Origin of the sequence: Nocardioides mesophilus (assembly GCF_014395785.1) — a bacterium.
GTDB lineage: Bacteria > Actinomycetota > Actinomycetes > Propionibacteriales > Nocardioidaceae > Nocardioides_B > Nocardioides_B mesophilus.
Genome location: NZ_CP060713.1, coordinates 620471 through 639160, shown reverse-complemented (window position 1 = coordinate 639160; position 18690 = coordinate 620471). Strand labels below are relative to the sequence as shown.

16 protein-coding genes and 1 pseudogene are annotated in these 18690 nt (G+C 71.8%); 7 read left to right on the top strand and 10 right to left on the bottom strand.

From position 1 onward, the window contains the following. The first annotated feature begins 292 nt into the window (after positions 1 to 292). Positions 293 to 1332: pseudogene (locus H9L09_RS02980) on the top strand (IS481 family transposase). 22 nt (positions 1333 to 1354) lie between these two features. Here H9L09_RS02980 and H9L09_RS02975 read toward each other — a convergent pair. After that, the gene (locus tag H9L09_RS02975; RefSeq protein ID WP_223164192.1) at positions 1355 to 2020 is read right to left on the bottom strand and encodes a collagen-like protein; all 666 of its coding nucleotides are present in this window, start codon (positions 2018 to 2020) and stop codon (positions 1355 to 1357) included. 241 nt (positions 2021 to 2261) lie between these two features. On the opposite strand from H9L09_RS02975, the gene H9L09_RS02970 reads away from it, so the two are divergent. Then, the gene (locus H9L09_RS02970) at positions 2262 to 2489 is read left to right on the top strand and encodes a hypothetical protein (protein WP_187579274.1); all 228 of its coding nucleotides are present in this window, start codon (positions 2262 to 2264) and stop codon (positions 2487 to 2489) included. 8 nt (positions 2490 to 2497) lie between these two features. On the opposite strand, the gene H9L09_RS02965 is transcribed toward H9L09_RS02970, so the two are convergent. The 8 genes from H9L09_RS02965 to H9L09_RS02935 all read right to left on the bottom strand — a co-directional run bounded on the left by H9L09_RS02965 (position 2498) and on the right by H9L09_RS02935 (position 11143). Next, a complete protein-coding gene (locus H9L09_RS02965; protein ID WP_187579273.1) occupies positions 2498 to 3256 on the bottom strand; it encodes a DUF4118 domain-containing protein in 759 nt (252 codons plus the stop codon). 50 nt (positions 3257 to 3306) lie between these two features. After that, positions 3307 to 5256 carry an APC family permease gene (locus tag H9L09_RS02960; RefSeq protein WP_187579272.1) on the bottom strand — a complete coding sequence of 650 codons (1950 nt, stop codon included), beginning with the start codon at positions 5254 to 5256 and terminating at the stop codon, positions 3307 to 3309. 236 nt (positions 5257 to 5492) lie between these two features. Continuing rightward, positions 5493 to 5705 carry a PLDc N-terminal domain-containing protein gene (locus H9L09_RS02955; protein ID WP_187579271.1) on the bottom strand — a complete coding sequence of 71 codons (213 nt, stop codon included), beginning with the start codon at positions 5703 to 5705 and terminating at the stop codon, positions 5493 to 5495. 95 nt (positions 5706 to 5800) lie between these two features. Further along, the gene (gene uvrA, locus H9L09_RS02950; RefSeq protein ID WP_187579270.1) at positions 5801 to 8275 is read right to left on the bottom strand and encodes an excinuclease ABC subunit UvrA; all 2475 of its coding nucleotides are present in this window, start codon (positions 8273 to 8275) and stop codon (positions 5801 to 5803) included. A gap of 171 nt (positions 8276 to 8446) precedes the next feature. Continuing rightward, the gene (locus H9L09_RS02945; RefSeq protein ID WP_187579269.1) at positions 8447 to 9106 is read right to left on the bottom strand and encodes a hypothetical protein; all 660 of its coding nucleotides are present in this window, start codon (positions 9104 to 9106) and stop codon (positions 8447 to 8449) included. After that, positions 9103 to 9447 carry a sigma-70 family RNA polymerase sigma factor gene (locus tag H9L09_RS22600; protein WP_343065182.1) on the bottom strand — a complete coding sequence of 115 codons (345 nt, stop codon included), beginning with the start codon at positions 9445 to 9447 and terminating at the stop codon, positions 9103 to 9105. The genes H9L09_RS02945 and H9L09_RS22600 overlap by 4 nt, the downstream gene beginning before the upstream one ends. A gap of 51 nt (positions 9448 to 9498) precedes the next feature. Next, positions 9499 to 9624, bottom strand: a complete 126-nt coding sequence (locus H9L09_RS22595) for a SigE family RNA polymerase sigma factor (protein WP_343065181.1) — start codon at positions 9622 to 9624, stop codon at positions 9499 to 9501. A 67-nt stretch (positions 9625 to 9691) separates the two neighbouring features. Next, positions 9692 to 11143: an aminopeptidase P family protein gene (locus H9L09_RS02935; protein ID WP_246456229.1), complete on the bottom strand. Its 1452-nt coding sequence runs from the start codon at positions 11141 to 11143 to the stop codon at positions 9692 to 9694. A 74-nt stretch (positions 11144 to 11217) separates the two neighbouring features. On the opposite strand from H9L09_RS02935, the gene H9L09_RS02930 reads away from it, so the two are divergent. The 5 genes from H9L09_RS02930 to ettA all read left to right on the top strand — a co-directional run bounded on the left by H9L09_RS02930 (position 11218) and on the right by ettA (position 18244). Beyond that, on the top strand, positions 11218 to 12447 hold the full coding sequence (locus tag H9L09_RS02930) for a PrsW family intramembrane metalloprotease (RefSeq protein ID WP_187579267.1): 1230 nt from the start codon (positions 11218 to 11220) through the stop codon (positions 12445 to 12447). Then, complete coding sequence (locus tag H9L09_RS02925; protein WP_246456228.1) at positions 12444 to 14159, top strand: dynamin family protein; 1716 nt, start codon at positions 12444 to 12446, stop codon at positions 14157 to 14159. Before H9L09_RS02930 ends, H9L09_RS02925 begins: the two co-directional genes overlap by 4 nt. Further along, entirely contained in the window at positions 14156 to 15811 is a 1656-nt protein-coding gene (locus H9L09_RS02920; RefSeq protein WP_187579266.1) for a GTPase, read from the top strand. Before H9L09_RS02925 ends, H9L09_RS02920 begins: the two co-directional genes overlap by 4 nt. A 170-nt stretch (positions 15812 to 15981) precedes the next feature. Next, positions 15982 to 16470: a single-stranded DNA-binding protein gene (locus H9L09_RS02915; protein ID WP_187579265.1), complete on the top strand. Its 489-nt coding sequence runs from the start codon at positions 15982 to 15984 to the stop codon at positions 16468 to 16470. A gap of 91 nt (positions 16471 to 16561) precedes the next feature. Then, positions 16562 to 18244 (top strand): energy-dependent translational throttle protein EttA, encoded by a 1683-nt coding sequence (gene ettA, locus H9L09_RS02910; protein ID WP_187579264.1) that lies wholly within the window; start codon positions 16562 to 16564, stop codon positions 18242 to 18244. A gap of 87 nt (positions 18245 to 18331) precedes the next feature. Here the strand turns inward: ettA and H9L09_RS02905 are convergent, their stop codons facing one another. Beyond that, a complete protein-coding gene (locus H9L09_RS02905; protein ID WP_187579263.1) occupies positions 18332 to 18679 on the bottom strand; it encodes a TraR/DksA family transcriptional regulator in 348 nt (115 codons plus the stop codon). Positions 18680 to 18690: the final 11 nt, after the last annotated feature.

Below are 18690 nucleotides of genomic sequence, written 5' to 3'. Positions count from 1 at the left end.
GCGACCCATCACCTCGACCTCGCTGGTCATCTGTTCTGCCGCTGCTCGGACTCAGGCGACCCCACGCCGGACGCCCTCAGGAGGTAGCCGCCGCCCACGTCCCGGGCACCACAACCTCTGCTCCGGCTCGAGCGGCTGAGGGACCGGCGCATACGACGAGCGCTCCTAGATGTGATGACCAGGCACGTTGGTCGAGATCCTGCGAGACACGGTCTGAGGTCGTGGATGGGTGAAGGCCTCCCGGTGTGGAGGGGAGCTGTCTAGAAACCGCTCCGACACCAAGGAGGCCTTCGTGTCCCACGCTACCCATTCCAACGCTGCGCTGACCCCTCGCGCCCGACTCCGGCTGGCGCGTCTGGTCGTGGATCACGGCTGGTCGCCGGCCCGGGCTGCCGAGCGCTACGACGTGTCGTGGAAGACCGCGGCGAAGTGGGCGGCCCGGTACCGCGAGGAGGGCCCGGCCGGGATGATCGACCGCTCATCGCGTCCGCACCACCAACCCAACCGAACGCCCACCCCGGTGGTCCGCAAGATCGTGCACCTGCGCTGGAAGCAGCGTCTGGGGCCGGTCGAGATCGGCGACCGGCTCAACATGGCGTCCTCGACCGTGCACGCGGTCCTGGTCCGCTGCAGGATCAACCGGCTCTCCCACATTGACCGGGCCACCGGTGAGCCGATCCGCCGCTACGAGCACGAACAGCCCGGCGACCTGATCCACGTCGACGTCAAGAAGATCGGCAGGATCCCCGACGGCGGAGGGTGGCGCTACGTCGGCCGGCAGCAGGGCCACCGCAACAAGGTCGCCACGCCTGACCTGCCACGCAACCAGTGGAGGCACCCGCTGACCGGGACTTGCTACTTGCATACCGTCATCGACGACCACTCCCGGGTCGCCTACGTCGAAGCCGTGGCGACGAGACCAAGGAGACCGCGACCGACGTACTGCGCAACGCCGTGGCCTGGTTCGCCGAACGCGGCGTCACCGTCCAACGCGTCCTCAGCGACAACGGCAGCTGCTACAAGTCCCACCTGTGGCGCGATACCTGCACCGACTTGGGGGTCACCCCCGAGAAGACTCGGCCCTACCGTCCGCAGATCAACGGGAAGATCGAACAGTTCCACCGGACCCTGGCCGAGGGTTGGGCGTTCAAGAAGTTCTACAGCTCCGAGTCAGCCAGGCTCGCGGCTCTGCCAGCATGGATCCACGAGTACAACCACCACCGGCCCCACTCGGCCATCGGCAAGCGCTCACCCATCACCAGGTTGGACAACCTGGCTGGGCATCACACCTCGAACACCGTCGTCCGGGTACGGCGCAGGGGGGCTCCGTAGGCCTGCGTGGTTGTCGGCAGTCTCAGCTGACCTTGGCGCAGACAACCTGCAGGTTCGCTTCGAAACCTTGGTAGTAGTTCGGGAGTGCAGCGAAGTGCATGAAGTAGCCGGTGCCGGTGACAAGGGCTGTACGGACGATGGGAGGCGAGTAGTACCCATCCGGACCGTCGAACATGTTCTTGGTCTGGAAGCCGCCGGACAGCGGGGACATGTCGGCCGGGCAATCCACCGCCGCCATCCACGACAACCCCGCCGAAGGCGGACCGATCCGCTGCCAACCGCTCCACACCACCTGCTTATCGCTGATCCCGGCCGGGCCCGGATCGCCTTGCGGGCCCGACGGACCGATAGGCCCGGCGGGCCCCACATCACCTTGCGCACCCGGCACACCGGCAGGGCCCACGGGACCCACGGCGCCGTCGGGGCCGGTCTCGCCGGCCGGACCGGGGGCGCCTGCAGGGCCGGTCTCGCCCTGGGCGCCACCGGTGATCACGCCGTCGGCCAAGTCGGCGGCGGTGAGGCTGCCGTCCTGGATGTCGGCAGACTTCACATGGCCGTCCTTGATGTCGGCGGACTTCAAGGTGCCGTCCTTGACGTCGATGCTGCGGACGCTGTTGTCGACGATGTCGAAGCTGTTGACAGCGTGTTGCACCGCTGCGCTTGCGGTGCCAGATCCGATCAGGACCACCAGCCCGGCAGTGACGCCCAGGTTCGCGAACGTGAGGTGAGATCGGACGGAACGGGTCGTAGAGCTGGCACGAGGCACAGACACAGCCTTTTCGAGAGGGCCCAGATGCAGGCGAGTGGCGCCGGCGCAGAGGCGAAACGGCCGGTTCAGTCTCGTACCCGGGTGGCCCGCTGTCAGCGCAATGAACTATTCATCCGAATCGTTCGATGTCCGCTTCGCGGGCCAACGCTAACGTGTGCCCATGGCGATTCGGCGCGACGTGGCCTCTACTCTGCTGTCACGAGGCGTGCTGAGCCCGGGATGGAACGCGATCCTGACCGGCCTGGCGTTGCTCCTCGTCGCCTACGCGCTCGGCTCGGTTGCCGGCGACGACGCCGCAGCCCCCTTCGTCGCGGTGGTGCTTGCCGTAGCGGGCCTCTGGCAGCTGGAGCGGGGCGCGCGCGCCGAGCTGACACGACGTCGTCGGTAGGAGCTCGTTCAGCCGCTCTGACGGTCGAGCAGCGTGGCCACTTGGTCCGCGAGCAGCACGGCGACCCGCCGCTGCTCGAGCGTCGGACGCGCGATGTCGGCGGCAGACGTGAGGACGAAGCAGCCGACGAACTCGTCCGCCCGACGAAGCAGGAGAGCGGTCTCCTCGTCGGTGGGCAGGCCGTCCCGCTCGACGTCGAGTCGGCGGCCGTTCCGGGTCACGACGCCGTCGTGGTCGAGGAGGGCCATCCTCCGGTCGTAGCCGGATCCACGGACGAACCGGCATCGTGAGACGCCGAGCACGTCCCTGATCTGGGCGGCCACGCCGGCGGCCAGCTGCTCCACCGAGTCGTGCGGGCCAAGCACGAGCTCGGCGGTCCCCAGGACACCGTCGAGGTAGCCGGCACGGCGGCTGGCGCGCGCCTGCTGACGGTGCCCCCAGAGGGCCACCTCGGTGACCAGCGTGCCGATGACGAGCAGCAGGACCGTCGCCTCGATGTCGTCCGCATCGGTGATCTCGAACCGGAACTGCGGCTCGGTGAGGAAGAAGTCGAATCCGGCGGCGCTCGACAACGCCGCGACGATGCCGATCGCCCGGTCACCGGTCGCCGAGGCGGCGACGACGACCGCCACGAGGAGCAGCACGTCGGTTGCTGTGGTCAGGCTGTGCCGCCAGAGCGAGAGCATCGCGCAGATCAGCAGGGGTAGCAGGACGGCGGCGGGGATCAGCACCGATCGGTTCCAGCGGATGGGAGGCTGCTCCGGCATACCGCTATGAACGAACGTCGGGCGAGGCCATGTCAACGGTCTTCCGGCCCTCAGCTGACGTGGACGTGCGGACGGCGCAGTCGGTCCGGCTCGGACCGGCGCACCACCTCTCGGGTCATCCGCGACACCTCGCCTTCACCGAACAGCAGGAAGCGCAGGTAGTTCGCGATGGGGTCCCCCTCGGTCCACTCGAGGTAGAGGTGGGGGATGACTCCCGTCCTGTCCCGGGCCGCGAGCGCGAGCGCAGCCAGCGCGTTCGGAACGGACGCGGATGTCATCCTGAGCACCCGGAACTGACCGTGCAGGACCTCGCCCCGCACCTCGAGGCGACTGGCGAAGTCGGAGGGGTCGACGAGAGTCACCTCGGCGAACAGGATGTCCCGCGCGTCGCCGAGCTCGTGGTCGCTCTCCAGCAGCGCGATCTTCTGCCGGTACTCGGTGCGCTCCGCCGTGTCCGGTTCCTTCGCCACCAGCCGGATGCTCCGCCTGGCGCAGTCGCGCAGGAACGTGTCGGCGGCCGCGTCGAAGGCCACGTCGGTGACGCGCAGCTCAGTCGAGCGGGAGACGCGGGAGTAGAACGAGATCGACAGGATCGCGGTGATGAACAGTGCCGCGATCCGGACGCCGTCCGGCCGCTCGACGACGTTGTCGAAGGTGGTGTAGACGAATACCGCCGACACGACGGCGAAGAGCAACGCCCGTCGAGTCCTCCCGGCGCGCCAGGTCGACAGGGTGACCGCCACGGCGGCGGAGGTGATCAGCACGAGAACCCCCGTGGCGTAGGCGCCACCCTGGGCGTTGACGTCGGCCTTGAAGAACCAGGTCACGAGGAACGCCACCGCAGTGAGGAGGAGGACCAGCGGCCGGACGGCCGCGCTCCACTCCGGGGCCATGCCGTAGCGAGGCAGGTAGCGCGGGATCAGGTTGAGCATGCCGGCCAGGGCCGAGGCGCCGGCGAACCAGAGGATGCTGACGGTGGAGAAGTCGTAGACAGTCCCGAAGCCGTTGCCCAGATACTCGTGGGCGAGGTAGGCGAGGGCTCGACCGTTCGCCTCGCCGTTCGCCTCGAACTGACGCTGCGGGATCAGCAGCGTGGTCACGAAGCTGCTGCTGATCAGGAAGAAGCTCATGATGGCGGCTGCGGAGGTGAGCAGCCGGCGCGTGCCCCGGATCCGGCCGTCGGGACGCTCCTCGGAGTCGGCCGCGTCTCCGCGGATGTGCGGCATCACCGCGACACCGGTCTCGAAGCCGGACAGGCCCAGCGCGAGCTTCGGGAACACCAGCACGGCAACCGCAATGGTTCCTGCGAGGCTGCCGTGCGACGTGCTCAGGGCCCTCGTCCAGTCGGTGACCAGCGCCGGGTTCGTCGAGACCTGCCACAGGGCGACGGACACCACGATCAGGTTCAGAGCCAGGTAGGCCACGACCAGCGCGACCGCGACCCCGATCGCCTCACCGAATCCGCGGAGGAAGACCCCGGCCAGCAGTCCGAGCATGCCCAGAGTGATGGCGACCTGATGACCATCCAAGGCCCCCGCCACGTGCGGGTTCTCGACGATGTGCGCCGTCGCGTCGGCAGCCGACAGCGTCATGGTGATCAGGAAGTCCGTCAACGCGAACCCGAGCAGCGCCAGCACGAACAGCTTGCCCTTCCAGAAGGACAGCAGGCGCTCGAGCATCGCGATGGATCCCTGGCCGTGAGGACTCTCGACCGCCACCCGTCGGTAGACCGGCAGCGCACCGAACAACGTCACCAGGACCAGGACCACGGTCGCCACCGGTGACAGCAGGCCGGCGGCGAGCGCGGCGATTCCCGGCTGGTAGCCCAGCGTGGAGAAGTAGTCGACCCCGGTCAGGCACATCACCTGCCACCACGGGTGTCGCCGCTCGTCCGGCGGCGACACCGCATGAGCGGCCTGGTACTGGTTGCGCGGCTCCTCGGGTGCGCGCAGCAGCCACGCACGGAGCCGGTGCGCATTCAGGCTCGTCGCCGTCGTCATGTCCCGAACCGACCGGCGACGAACATGCCGACGGCCGCGCGGGCGTCGTCGGTCAGCACCATCTGGCTGGAAGCCGCTCCGTTCAACACCTCCCATTCAGCGCCGGGCGGCGTAGCCGGACCAGAGACAAAAGGTCCGGCCGGTGACCGCGGCTGTTCAGTCCAGCGGCTCAGGTGGCCGGTCTGCTCATCGCCGGACCGGCCGGAGGCGTCGGGGTGGGCGAAGCCCGGTCGCCGCTACCGTCGGCCGAAGGCGAAGTACGCGACCGGCCCCACCGGCTGGACGAAGAGCGCGGCACCCCAGACCGGCTTCGGTCCGCGGACCTGATCGGCCGGTCGCCCGGCCAGGTCCTTCAACGCCAGCGCCGTCATCACGCTCTCGAGGGCTCCCACCACGAGGACGACCCGCTTCTGCGACCTGCTGAGATCCGACCACTTCTTGTTCGCCACAGCTCGAGGCTACGCACTTCGTACGGCGTGGTGCAGAGGTTTCGCGCGATCCTCGACCTTCCGGCGCCGGCCGCACGGGCCACCGCTCGACCGGTTCAGCGGCGGGCGAGCCGCCGGGCGAGGTACGGCGCCGTGGCGCTGCTCTCGGCCCGTGCCACCTCCTGCGGCGCGCCCTCGGCGATCACCCGGCCGCCCGCGTCGCCGCCACCGGGTCCGAGGTCGATCACCCAGTCGGCGGTGGCGATGGTGTCCAGGTCGTGCTCGACCAGGACCACGGTGTTGCCCGCGTCGACGAGCCGGTGCAGCTGCTGAACGAGCAGCGCGATGTCCGCAGGGTGCAGCCCGGCGGTGGGCTCGTCGAGCAGGTAGAGCGCGTGGCCGCGTCGGGCCCGCTGCAGCTCGGTGGCCAGCTTGATCCGCTGCGCCTCCCCGCCACTGAGCTCGGTGGCCGGCTGGCCCAGTCGGAGGTAGCCGAGCCCCACGTCCCGGAGCGTCTCGAGGCTGCGGGAGGCGGCCGGGACGTCGGCCAGGAACTTGGCCGCGTCGTCCACCGACATCGCCAGCACCTCCGCGATGTCCTTGCCGCCGTAGCGCACCTCGAGCGTCTCGTTGTTGTACCGCGCGCCATGACAGGTCGGGCACGGTGCGTAGGTCCCGGGCAGGAACAGCAGCTCGACCGCGACGAACCCTTCGCCCTGGCAGGTCTCGCAGCGGCCCTCGGCGACGTTGAAGGAGAACCGCCCGGCGGCGTAGCCGCGCGCCCTCGCCTCGTCGGTCGCGGCGAACAGCTTGCGCACCGTGTCGAACATGCCGGTGTAGGTGGCCAGGTTGGAGCGGGGGGTGCGTCCGATCGGCCGCTGGTCGACCCGGACCAGTCGGTCGAACGACTCGAGACCTGCGGCGTCCTGCACGTCCACGTCGAGCTCTGCGCCGTCCTCGTCGGCGTCCTCGGCAGGCGCCCCCAGGTGCCGGCGCACGACCTCGGCGAGCACCTGCGTGACGAGGGTCGACTTCCCGGAGCCGTACACGCCCGTCACGGCGGTCAGCACCCCGAGCGGTATGTCCACGGAGACGTCGACGAGGTTGTGGCGGGTGACACCGCGCAGGTGCAGCCACCGCTCGGGAACGCGGGTGCGGTGCTCGAACGGTTCCGCGCGTCCGAAGAGGTACCGGCCGGTGGCCGACTCCTCGACCTGCTCGAGGCCGGCGACCGGGCCGCTGTAGAGCACGCGCCCTCCGGCCTCGCCGGCACCGGGGCCGATGTCGACGACCCAGTCGGCCCGTCGTACGACGTCGAGGTCGTGCTCGACGACGAACAACGAGTTGCCGGACGCCTTCAGCCGGTCCAGCACGGCGAGCAGCGGCTCCGCGTCGGCCGGGTGCAGGCCGGCCGAGGGCTCGTCGAGCACGTAGACGACACCGAACAGCCCCGAACGGAGCTGGGTGGCGATGCGCAGCCGCTGCGCCTCGCCCGGCGACAGGGTCGTCGAGCTGCGTCCGAGACTCAGGTAGCCCAGACCGAGGTCGAGCAGCACCTCGACCCGGGCGACCAGGTCGGTGCAGAGCCGGACCGCGACCTCCGTCGCCTCGCCGGACACGGCGTCCGACGTGGCGGCGGTGGCCTCGGACAGCTCGGCGACCGGCCGCAGCAGCGCGACCAGCCCCGTCAGCGACAAGGCGTTGACCTCGGCGATCGAGCGGCCCGCGAAGCTCACCTCGAGCGACGCCGGCCGGAGCCCGCTGCCCTGGCAGTCCGGGCACGGCACGCCGCGGACGAACCGCATCGCCCGCTCCCGCATCCGCTCGCTCTTGGAGTCCGCCAAGACGTGCAGGACGTGCTTGCGGGCGCTCCAGAACTTCCCGTAGTAGCCGTAGTCGATGCGGTCGCGCTCGGGCTTGATCAGCACCGACGGCTGCTCGTCGGTGTAGAGCAGCCAGTCCCGGTCCTTCTTCTTGAGCCGGCGCCACGGCGTGTCGACGTCGATGCCCAGCCCAGTCACGATGCTGCGCAGGTTCACGCCCTGCCACGCACCTGGCCACGCCGCGATCGCGCCCTCACGGATGCTCAAGGAGGGGTCCGGGACGAGCAGCTCCTCGGCGACGTCGTGCACGGCACCCAGTCCGTGGCAGCGCGGGCACGCACCGGCGGCGGTGTTGGGGGAGAACGCCTCCGCGGCCAGCCGAGGGGCTCCCGGCGGGTAGGTCCCGGCGCGCGAGTACAGCATCCGCAGCAGGTTGGACAGCGTGGTCAGGGTGCCGACGGTCGAGCGCGAGCTGGGTGCCCCTCGGCGCTGCTGCAGCGCCACGGCCGGGGGGAGTCCGGTGATCTCCTGCACGTGCGGTGCGCCCACCTGCTGCAGCAGCCGGCGGGCGTACGGCGCGACGGACTCGAAGTAGCGACGCTGCGCCTCGGCGTACAGCGTGCCGAAGGCGAGCGAGGACTTGCCGGAGCCGGAGACGCCGGTGAACGCCACCATCGCGTTCCGGGGGAGGTCGACGTCGACGTGACGCAGGTTGTGCTCGCTGGCACCCCGAACGTGCACGAAGTGGTCGTTCGGGTCGTTGCTCACCGCTGGGGCATACCCAGTCCGGCGCACCCGGAAGCGCGACCAAGGGCATTGGTTGGTCCGTGGCAGCGCACGGGGGACAACGCTGCCACGGACCTGGTTGAAGAATTCCCGCGGCCCGACCCGGAGAAACCCCTGTCCAGACCGGCACCGCCCTGGCGGCGCTAGTCGGGTTCAGCCGCCGGCCGCGTAGCCCTCGATCCGGAGCACCTCTCCGTCGGCCGGCCGGCCGGTCTCGCGGACCACCACCTCTGCGTCGCGCTGCCGGGGCGGGACCGGCACCGCCGTGAGCCGGCCGCCCGGCACCCGCAGGACCGGGGCGGAGCCGATGCTCACCTCCAGGCGCGATCCCGGTCCGGCACCCGTCGCACCGACCAGCAGGAGCCGCGGGCGTGTCCCGGCGAGGGAGAGCGAGAGCTCCCGGTTCACCTGCGTCCGGTGGAGGACCGGCACGGCGCCGCCGACCCGGTCGACGTACGTCGTGCCGTGGAAGCTCAGGCTGGTGGGCAGCGTGCAGCCCCCGAGCTGCTTCGGTGCGCAATCCACCGCACGCCAGTCGGTGCCGGCGCTGCTCGTCGCCCGGTGGCTGGCCGGCGGGGCGCTGCTCGGGGTGTCCGCCGGTGCCGGGGGCCGGCCCCCGGCGGGGTCCGGGGCGCTGGTCAGCCAGGCCCCGCCACCGACCACGAGCAGCGTCGCGAGGGCCGCGCCGGCGCTCACCCGCCGTCGGCGCCGCTGCGTCCGAAGCGCGCGCAGCTGCGTCATGTCCGGGCCGGGGCCGGTCATCGCCTCGTCGGCCTGCGCCTGCAGCTCGCGGGTGATCTCCTCGATCCTCATCGGGATGCCTCCTGCGTCCGGGTGGTGGGGGAGGACGGGCTGAGGGTCTCGTCGGCGCCGAGCCGGGCCAGCGCCCTGCTGGTCTGGCTCTTGACGGTGCCTTCGGAGCAGCCGAGGACCGCGGCGACCTCGGCCACCGACAGGTCCTCGTAGAACCGGAGCACCACGACCGCCCGCTGGCGGCGGGGCAGCCGGACCAGCGCGGCACGCAGGTCCGCCCGGTCGTGCACGGCGTCGGTGGCCGGGTCGGAGACGGTCGGCCGCCCCGACTCGGCCGGTTCCCCGGTCGGGACCTCGCCGCGCCACTTGCGCCGCCACCAGGTGGTGTAGGTGTGCACCATGGTCGTGCGGACGTAGGCCTCCGGGTTCCGGTCGATGCGGGACCAGTGCCGTCAGGCCTTCAGCAGCGCCGTCTGCACCAGGTCCTCGGCGAGGCCGCGGTCCTGGGTGATCAGCACCGCGGTCGCGAGGAGTCGCGGCCCCCGGGCAGCCACGAAGCCCTCGAACGAGTCGTCCACGCACGCACCTTCCCTCAGTCGTCCGGAGAGAAGACGACTCGGCGCGCCGGATCGGTTGCCTGGCGGCTCAGGCGCGCAGCGCGCCCATCCACTCCTCGATCGCGGAGACCTCGCGAGGCAGCCCGGCGGACAGGTTGGTCCAGCCGTCATCGGTGACCACGATGTCGTCCTCGATGCGGATCCCGATCCCGCGCAGCTCCTCGGGGACGAGCAGGTCGTCCTCCTGGAAGTAGAGCCCCGGCTCGACCGTCAGCACCATGCCGGCGGCGAGCTCGGCGTCGTTGTAGGCCTCGCGCGAGGACTTCGCGCAGTCGTGGACGTCCATGCCGAGCATGTGGCTGGTGGAGTGCAGCGTCCAGCGGGCGTAGACCTTGCTGTCCGGCGAGAGCGCCTCCTGCGCCGAGCACGGCAGCAGCCCCAGGTCCTCGAGCCCGTGCGCGAGCACCTCCATCGCCGCCTGGTGCGGGGCCATGAAGCCGGCGCCCGGGCGGACCGCCTCGATGCCGGCGGTCTGCGCGGAGAGCACCAGCGTGTAGAGGTCGCGCTGCAGCGGGGTGAAGGTGCCGTCCACGGGCAGTGTGCGGGTGACGTCGGCGGTGTAGAGGTTGCGACCCTCCACGCCCATGTCGAGCAGCACGAGCTCACCCGGGGTGATCGGGCCGGAGTTCTCGATCCAGTGCAGCGTGGTGGCGTGCCTGCCGCCGCCGACGATCGAGTCGTAGCCGATGTCGTTGCCCATGGCCCGGGCCCGGCGGAAGAACGTGCCCTCCACCCAGCGCTCGCCGTACTTCAGCACGTTGTCCCACTCGCGGACGCTGTCGGTGAAGCCGAGGGTGGTGATCTCGCAGGCCTCCCGGAGCTGCTCGAGCTCCCAGGCGTCCTTGACCAGCCGCATCTCCGAAAGCACCCGGGCGAGGTCCTGGTCGCGGCCCTCGTCGGCGGCGACCGCCTCGTCGACCCCGGCGTCCAGGCCGCGCAGGACCCGGGTCTTGGCCGAGGACGTCAGCCGCTCGTCGAGCTCGTCGAGGTGGCGCACCTCCAGGCCCAGCGAGCTCGACATCTCGTGCAGCGAGGGCCGGCGGCCGGCCCACAGCTCGCCGTACTGCCGGTCGCGGAAGAACTCGTCGGTCTGCCGCGAGGAGCGCGGGCGTGCGTAGAGGACGGACTCGCCGCCCTCGACGACGAGCACCGCGTCGCTGGTCTGGTTGCCGGTCAGGTAGGTGTGCGCGGTGTCGGAGCGGAACCGGTAGTCGGTGTCGTTGGAGCGCACCTTGAAGGTCCCGGAGGGGACCACCAGCCGCTCGCCGCGGAAGGTCTCGGCCAGCCGGGCCCGGCGTTGGGCGGCGAGCTCGGCGACCGGGTGCCGCGGCAGGTCGAGCTCGCGGTCGCCCCACCCCTCGCGCATGAAGGCGGCGTACGCCTCGGGGACCGGCTGGTCATGGCCTTCGGTCCGGGGCGCGGGCTCGGTGCCCTCGGGCGGAAGGCCGTTCTCGGACGGGGTCGGGGCGCTCTCACTCACCCGGTCACTGTACGTCGATCGGCGGCGCAGCGGCGACGACGGACCACCCCTCCCGCCCGGATAGGCTTCGCCCCATGAGCGGCGCTGGAGGACTCGGGCACGCGCACGCCGCATCCCCGGCCCCGCCGCCGCTGACCGGCCGGCGCCGCAACGGCAACGTGCTGTTCACGCTGGTGCTCTCGGTGCTGATGCTGCTCGGTGCGGTGGTGATGGCCCTGGTCCTGGTGGCCAGCAGCGCACCCGCCGGCCTGGTCATCGGCGTCGTGCTGGCCGCGCTGCCAGTCGGCCCGGTGATCGGCGCCTTCCTGTGGCTGGACCGCTACGAGCCGGAGCCGGTGCGGCTGCTGCTGAGCGCCTTCGGGTGGGGCGCGGTCGTCGCCACCGCCGGCGCGTTGCTCCTGCAGACCCTCGACAGGTTCGTGCTCGGCACGGCCGAGAACTGGTCGGCCGCGATCGTCGCGCCGATCACCGAGGAGGCCGCCAAGGGCCTGTTCATCCTGCTGCTGCTGTGGTGGCGCCGCCACGAGATCGACGGGATCCTCGACGGCATCGTCTACGCCGGCCTGGTCGGTGTCGGCTTCGCCTTCACCGAGAACATCCTCTACCTCGGTTCGGCCTACATGGGCGGCGACGGGGTCGGGCCCGGCGGCCTGGGTTCGGCGATCGGCGTCTTCGTGGTCCGCGGCGTGTTCAGCCCGTTCGCGCACCCGCTGTTCACCACGTTCATCGGGGTCGGCGTCGGCTACGCCGTCACCCACCGCGGTGCCGCCCGGGTCCTTGCGCCGCTGCTCGGCTACGTGCTCGCGGTGGCGGCCCACGCGCTCTGGAACGGCTCGGCGTTCTTCGCCGGTGGCCAGTACTTCGTGCTCACCTACCTCTTCGCGATGGTGCCCGCGTTCCTGATGCTCGCCGTCTTCGCGACCTGGGCCCGCAGCCGCGAGGCGACGATGCTCACCCGGGCGCTGCAGGACGCCGCGGCCCGCGGCTACCTCGGTCAGGCCGAGGTGCCCTGGCTGGTGCGGCTGCCGGCCCGGCGGGCCAGCCGCGCGTACGCCCTGCGCGCCGGCGGACCGACCGCCGAGCGGGTGATGCGCGACTACCAGCAGGAGGCGATCGAGCTCGGGTTCCTGCACGACCGGTACCTCCGGGGCACCGCCCCGGTCGACTTCGCCGAACGCGGCACCGTGATGGTGCAGCGGATGGCCGCACTGCGTCCCCATGTCCTGTTCCCGCCGGTGGCCGGTGGGCCCGCGGCGTTCCCGCCACCGTCGGGCTCGGGCCCGCGAGGAGGCCCTGTCAGATGACGGACTCGACCGAGATGGTCACGACCCTGGTGCGGCTGCGCGAGGCGCTGCAGGAGATGAGGCTCCCTCTCGAGGTGCCCGAGGTGTCGGCGCACCGCACCCTGCGCGCCGGGATGGTGGACCAGCTCGACGACTACGTGCTTCCCCGGCTGCTCCAGATCGACGCCCCGCTGCTCGCGGTGGTCGGCGGCTCCACCGGCGCCGGCAAGTCGACGCTGGTGAACTCGGTCGTCGGGGCCAAGGTGACCGAGCCCGGGGTGCTCCGACCGACGACCCGCTCCCCGGTGCTGGTGCACAACCCCGCCGACGCCGGGTGGTTCGACCAGGACCGGATCCTGCCCAACCTGGCCCGCACCACCGGCGCCACCGGCGACCCCGGTGCCCTCCAGCTGGTCCCGGCGGACTCGGTGCCTCCCGGGCTGGCGATCCTGGACGCCCCGGACATCGACTCGGTCGAGAAGCGGAACCGGACGCTCGCCGCGGAGCTGCTCGCCGCCGCCGACCTGTGGCTCTTCGTCACCTCGGCGGCGCGGTACGCCGACCAGGTGCCGTGGGACTTCCTCAAGGCGGCCGCGGAGCGCAGCACCGCCGTGGCCGTGGTGCTCGACCGGACCGCGCCGGAGGCGGTGGAGGAGGTCAGCGGGCACCTGGCCCGGATGCTCACCGCCCGCGGGCTGCGGGACTCGCCGCTGTTCACAGTCACCGAGGGTCCGGTCGACGAGCAGGGCATGCTCGCCCCCGCGGCGGTCGCGGACATCCGGGGCTGGCTCGAGCTGCTCGCCTCCGACGCCGAGGCGCGGGCCGCGGTGGTCAAGCAGACCCTCGACGGCGCCGTCCGGGGGCTGGCCCGCGGGGCGTACGTCGTCGCCGACGCCGGCGACGAGCAGGTCCGGGTCCTCACCGAGCTGCGGGCCGACGCCGACCGTGCCTACGACGAGGCCGTGGAGCGGATCGACTCCGCCTCCGCCGACGGCACCCTGCTGCGCGGCGAGGTGCTCGCCCGCTGGCAGGAGTTCGTCGGCACCGGCGAGCTGCTCCGCTCGCTGGAGAGCCGGGTCGGCTGGCTGCGCGACCGGGTCACCGGCTGGGTCCGCGGCAAGCCGCAGCAGGCGGAGCGGGTCACCGTGGCCGTCGAGTCCGGGCTGGAGACGCTGATCCTCGAGCAGGCCGAGACCGCGGCGGAGCGGGCCGAGGCGTCCTGGCGCTCCACCGAGGCCGGGCGCCGGCTGCTCGCCGACAGCGACACCGACCTGGGCCGGGCCTCCCGCGACTTCCGTGCCCGCGCCGAGCGCGCGGTGCGCGACTGGCAGCGCGACGTCTTCGACCTGGTCCGGACCGAGGGCGCCGAGAAGCGCAGCACCGCGCGGTTCCTGGCCTTCGGCGTCAACGGCCTCTCGGTCGCGCTGATGGTGGTGGTGTTCGCGCACACCGCCGGGGTGACCGGCGCCGAGGCCGGGATCGCCGGCGGCAGTGCGGTGCTAGGCCAGAAGCTGCTCGAGGCGGTCTTCGGCGACCAGGCCGTGCGCCGGCTCGCCGACCGGGCCCGCAAGGACCTGCACACCCGCGTGGTGGAGCTCGTCGAGGCCGAGCGGGCCCGCTTCGTCGCGGTCGTCGAGAGCCTCGGCGTGCCCGAGGAGGCCGCCGAGCGGCTCCGCGACATGGCGCGCCGGGTCGACGACCTGCGCTTCCAGGCCGCCGAGGAGCAGGCATGACCTCGTTGGTGGAGGGCGCCAAGCGCCTGGTCGGGCGTGGCGACGACGTACCCGCCCGCATCGAAGGGCTGCGCCTGGCCGCCGAGGCCGCCCGCGGACGGCTCGACGACGCGCTCGTCGACGAGGCCGCCAGGATCGCGGTCCGGGCGGGGGAGCGGCTCAGCCTGTCCGGCAACCACACCGTGGTGGCGCTCGCCGGGGCCACCGGCTCCGGCAAGTCCTCGACGTTCAACGCGCTCACCGGGCTCGACCTCGCCGCCATCGGGGTCCGCCGTCCGACCACCTCCTGGACGATGGCCTGCGCCTGGGGCGCCGAGGGCGCCGGCGAGCTGATGGACTGGGTCGGGGTGCCCAAGCGGCACCAGGTCTCCCGCAACAGCATGCTCGACGGTCCCCGGGAGGAGCGCGACCTCGAGGGGCTGGTGCTGCTGGACCTGCCCGACCACGACTCCACCGAGGTCTCCCACCACGTCGAGGTCGACCGGCTGGTCAAGCTGGCCGACATGCTGGTGTGGGTGCTGGACCCGCAGAAGTACGCCGACGCCGCCATCCACGACCGCTACCTCAGGCCGCTGGCCTCGCACCGCGAGATCATGCTGGTCGCGCTGAACCACATCGACGAGGTGCCCACCCACCAGCGCGCCTCGATGGTGGCCGACCTGGAGCGGCTGCTGGAGGCCGACGGGCTCGGCGGCGTGCCGGTGATCGCGACCTCGGCGCGGCACGGCGACGGCATCCCCGAGTTGCGCCGGGCGATCTCGCAGCGGGTCGCCGCCAAGAAGGCCACGCGCGCCCGGCTGATGGCCGACGTGAGCGCCGCAGCCACCCGGATGCTCGAGGTCAACGGCGACGCCAAGCCGGGGGACGTGGCCCGGGACCGCAAGGACGAGCTGGTCTCCGCCTTCGCCGACGCGGCCGGGGTGCCGACGGTGGTGCACGCGGTGGAGCAGTCGACCCGGCGGCGGGCCGCGGCCGCCACCGGCTGGCCGGTGACCGCCTGGCTGGGTCGGCTCAAGCCGGATCCGCTCAAGCGGCTGCACCTCGACCTCGGGGCCCGTGGCAAGGAGCTGACCGGGCGGGCCCGGACCTCGGTGCCGGAGGCCAGCCCGGTGCAGCGGGCCCGGGTCGACATCGCGGTCCGCTCCGCGGCCGATGCCGCCTCCGCCGCGCTGACCCCGCCGTGGGCGGCCGCCGTCCGCCGCGCCTCGGTGTCCCGGCTCGACGACCTGGGCGATGCGCTCGACGGCGCGGTCAGCAGCGTCGACCTCGGAGTGTCCCGGACCCCGGTGTGGTGGCGTCTGGTGCAGGTGCTGCAGTGGGCGATCGTGCTGCTCGCGCTGGGAGGCGCCGCCTGGCTGGGGGTGCTGGCGGTGATGGGCTACCTGCAGCTGCCGGAGCCGACCACGCCGTCGTACGGCGGCTTCCCGGTGCCGACCTCGATGCTCGTGGGCGGGGTGGCGCTCGGCATCCTGCTCGGGCTGGTGTGCCGCGTGCTGGTGGGCTGGTCGGCGCGTCGTCGGGCGCGCTCGGTGGACCGCCGGCTGCGCTCGGCGATCGGCGGCGTGACCGAGCATCTGGTGCTCACCCCGATCGAGGGCGAGATCACCGCCTACCGGACCGTCCGCGACGGGCTGGCCGCCGCGCTGCGCTGACCGGGCCCGGTCGTGTCCCCAGCCGGGGGCACCGCGGCGCCGTCCACAAGCCATCGAGCCGGACCGCCGGGCCGGGGCCGGGCTCCGGCAGATTCCTCCTCACAGGGCCACAGCGGCGCGGGTTCCGCGCCCGGTCGGGTGGCCGCACCGAGCGACGAGGAGAGATCGACATGAGCGACACCTACGTGACCCTGCACGGCTGGGTCGGCAGCGAGGTCACCTTCCGCGACCCCAACGGCATCAGCGTGGTCAACCTCCGGGTGGCCTCGACGCCGCGGTTGAAGAAGGACGGCAAGTGGGTCGACGGGGAGACCACGTGGTACTCCGTCACCGCCTGGCGCAGCCTCGCCGACAACGTCCGCGGCAGCGTGAAGAAGGGGGACGCGGTGATCGTGCACGGTCGGCTGCGCACCGAGGTCTGGACCCGCGAGGACGGGCAGCCGAGCAGCACGCTGCAGATCGAGGCCAGCCTCGTCGGCCACGACCTGACCCGCGGCACCAGCATCTTCCTGCGGACCCCGAAGCCGGAACGGGCCGACACCGACGTGGAGCAGGAGGTCGACCAGATGATCCGCGAGGTCCCCGACGACCTCGGCCCGGTCGACAGCTGGGGCAACCCCCGCGAGGACCAGTCCTCGGTGGAGGAGCCCGCCGCCTGAGGGATCGGGCCGGCCCCACCGCCGGCCGGCCCACGGCACCGCTCACGCGCCGATTTCAGGCACACCGCCCGGCGCCGTAGTCTTGCCGATCATGGCTGAGTATGTGTTCACTCTGCGCAACGTCCGCAAGGCGCACGGCGACAAGGTCGTCCTGGACAACGTCACCCTCTCGTTCCTGCACGGCGCCAAGATCGGCGTCGTCGGCCCGAACGGGACCGGCAAGTCGACCCTGCTGAAGATCATGGCCGGGCTCGACCACGCCTCCAACGGTGACGCGATCCGCGACCCCGAGGCGACCGTCGGCATGCTCCAGCAGGAGCCTCCGCTGAGCGAGGGGCGCACCGTCCTGGAGAACGTGGAGGAGGCGGTCGGCGAGATCAAGGGCAAGCTGGACCGCTACAACGCGATCTCCGAGGAGCTCGCCGACCCCGACGCCGACTACGACAAGCTCCTCGGCGAGATGGGCGAGCTCCAGACCGACCTCGACCACGCCAACGCGTGGGACCTCGACAGCCGGCTGGACCAGGCGATGGACGCGCTCCGGTGCCCGCCGCCGGAGGTGCTGGTCGACAACCTCTCCGGTGGTGAGCGGCGTCGGGTGGCGCTGTGCAAGCTGCTGCTCCAGCAGCCCGACCTGCTGCTGCTCGACGAGCCCACCAACCACCTCGACGCCGAGTCGGTGCAGTGGCTCGAGGGCCACCTCGCCAGCTATCCCGGTGCCGTGCTGGCCGTGACCCACGACCGGTACTTCCTCGACAACGTCGCCAGCTGGATCCTCGAGCTCGACCGCGGCAAGGCGCACCCCTACGAGGGCAACTACTCGACGTACCTGGAGACCAAGAAGGGCCGCCTGCAGATCGAGGGGGCCAAGGACGCCAAGCGCGCCAAGATGCTCGAGCGCGAGCTGGAGTGGGTCCGCTCCAACCCCAAGGCCCGGCAGGCGAAGAGCAAGTCGCGTCTGGCGCGCTACGAGGAGATGGCCGCGGAGGCGGACCGCAACCGCAAGGTCGACCTGTCGGAGATCAACATCCCGGCCGGTCCCCGGCTCGGCGACATCGTCCTCGAGGCCGACCACCTCACCAAGGGGTTCGGCGACCGGGTGCTGATGCACGACCTGTCGTTCAAGCTGCCCCGGGCCGGCATCGTCGGAGTGATCGGCCCCAACGGCGTCGGCAAGACCACGCTCTTCCGGATGATCATGGGGGAGGAGAAGCCCGACAGCGGCGACCTCAAGGTCGGCCAGACCGTCAAGATCTCCTACGTCGACCAGAGCCGCGGCGGCATCGACCCGAACAAGAACGTCTGGGAGGTCGTCTCCGACGGCCTGGACTTCATCAAGGTCGCGAACTTCGAGATGCCGAGCCGGGCCTACATCGCCTCGTTCGGCTTCAAGGGGCCGGACCAGCAGAAGAAGGCCGGCGTGCTCTCCGGCGGTGAGCGGAACCGGCTGAACCTCGCGCTCACGCTGAAGATGGGCGGCAACATGCTGCTGCTCGACGAGCCGACCAACGACCTGGACGTGGAGACCCTGCAGTCCCTCGAGGACGCGCTGCTGGAGTTCCCCGGCTGCGCCGTGATCACCTCGCACGACCGGTGGTTCCTCGACCGCACCGCCACCCACATCCTCGCCTGGGAGGGCGACGACGAGGACAGCGGCAAGTGGTTCTGGTTCGAGGGCAACTTCGCCTCCTACGAGGAGAACAAGATCGAGCGGCTCGGCATCGACGCGGCCCGGCCGCACCGGGTGACGCACCGCAAGCTCACCCGCGACTAGGTCCGGTCGGGGAGCACCGTCCCGGACACCGAGGCGACCGACCCGCGGAGTCACGGGCGGTCGATCATCGGCGCGCGGGGCCGGTGATCAGCGGCGCGCGGCGCAGGTGATGCAGGTGCGGGCGGTGGGCCGCGCCTCCAACCGGGCCGGGGCGATCGGCGTGCCGCAGGTGTCGCAGACGCCGTACCTGCCGGTCGCCAGCCGCTCCAGCGCGGCGTCCACCTCGATCAGGTGCCGGCGCGCCTGCTCGACCAGTGCGCCGACCTGGGAGCGCTCGAACGCGATCGTCGAGCCCTCCGGATCGTGCTCGTCGTCGGCGTTGGAGTCCAGCGAGGCGGCCACGATCCCGGCGTAGTCGTCGTCCAAGCCGGCCAGCCGTTCGTGCGTGCGGCGGCGCTCGTCCTCGAGCGCGGCAGCGGGATCCCAGTCACTCATCGCGCGGCGGC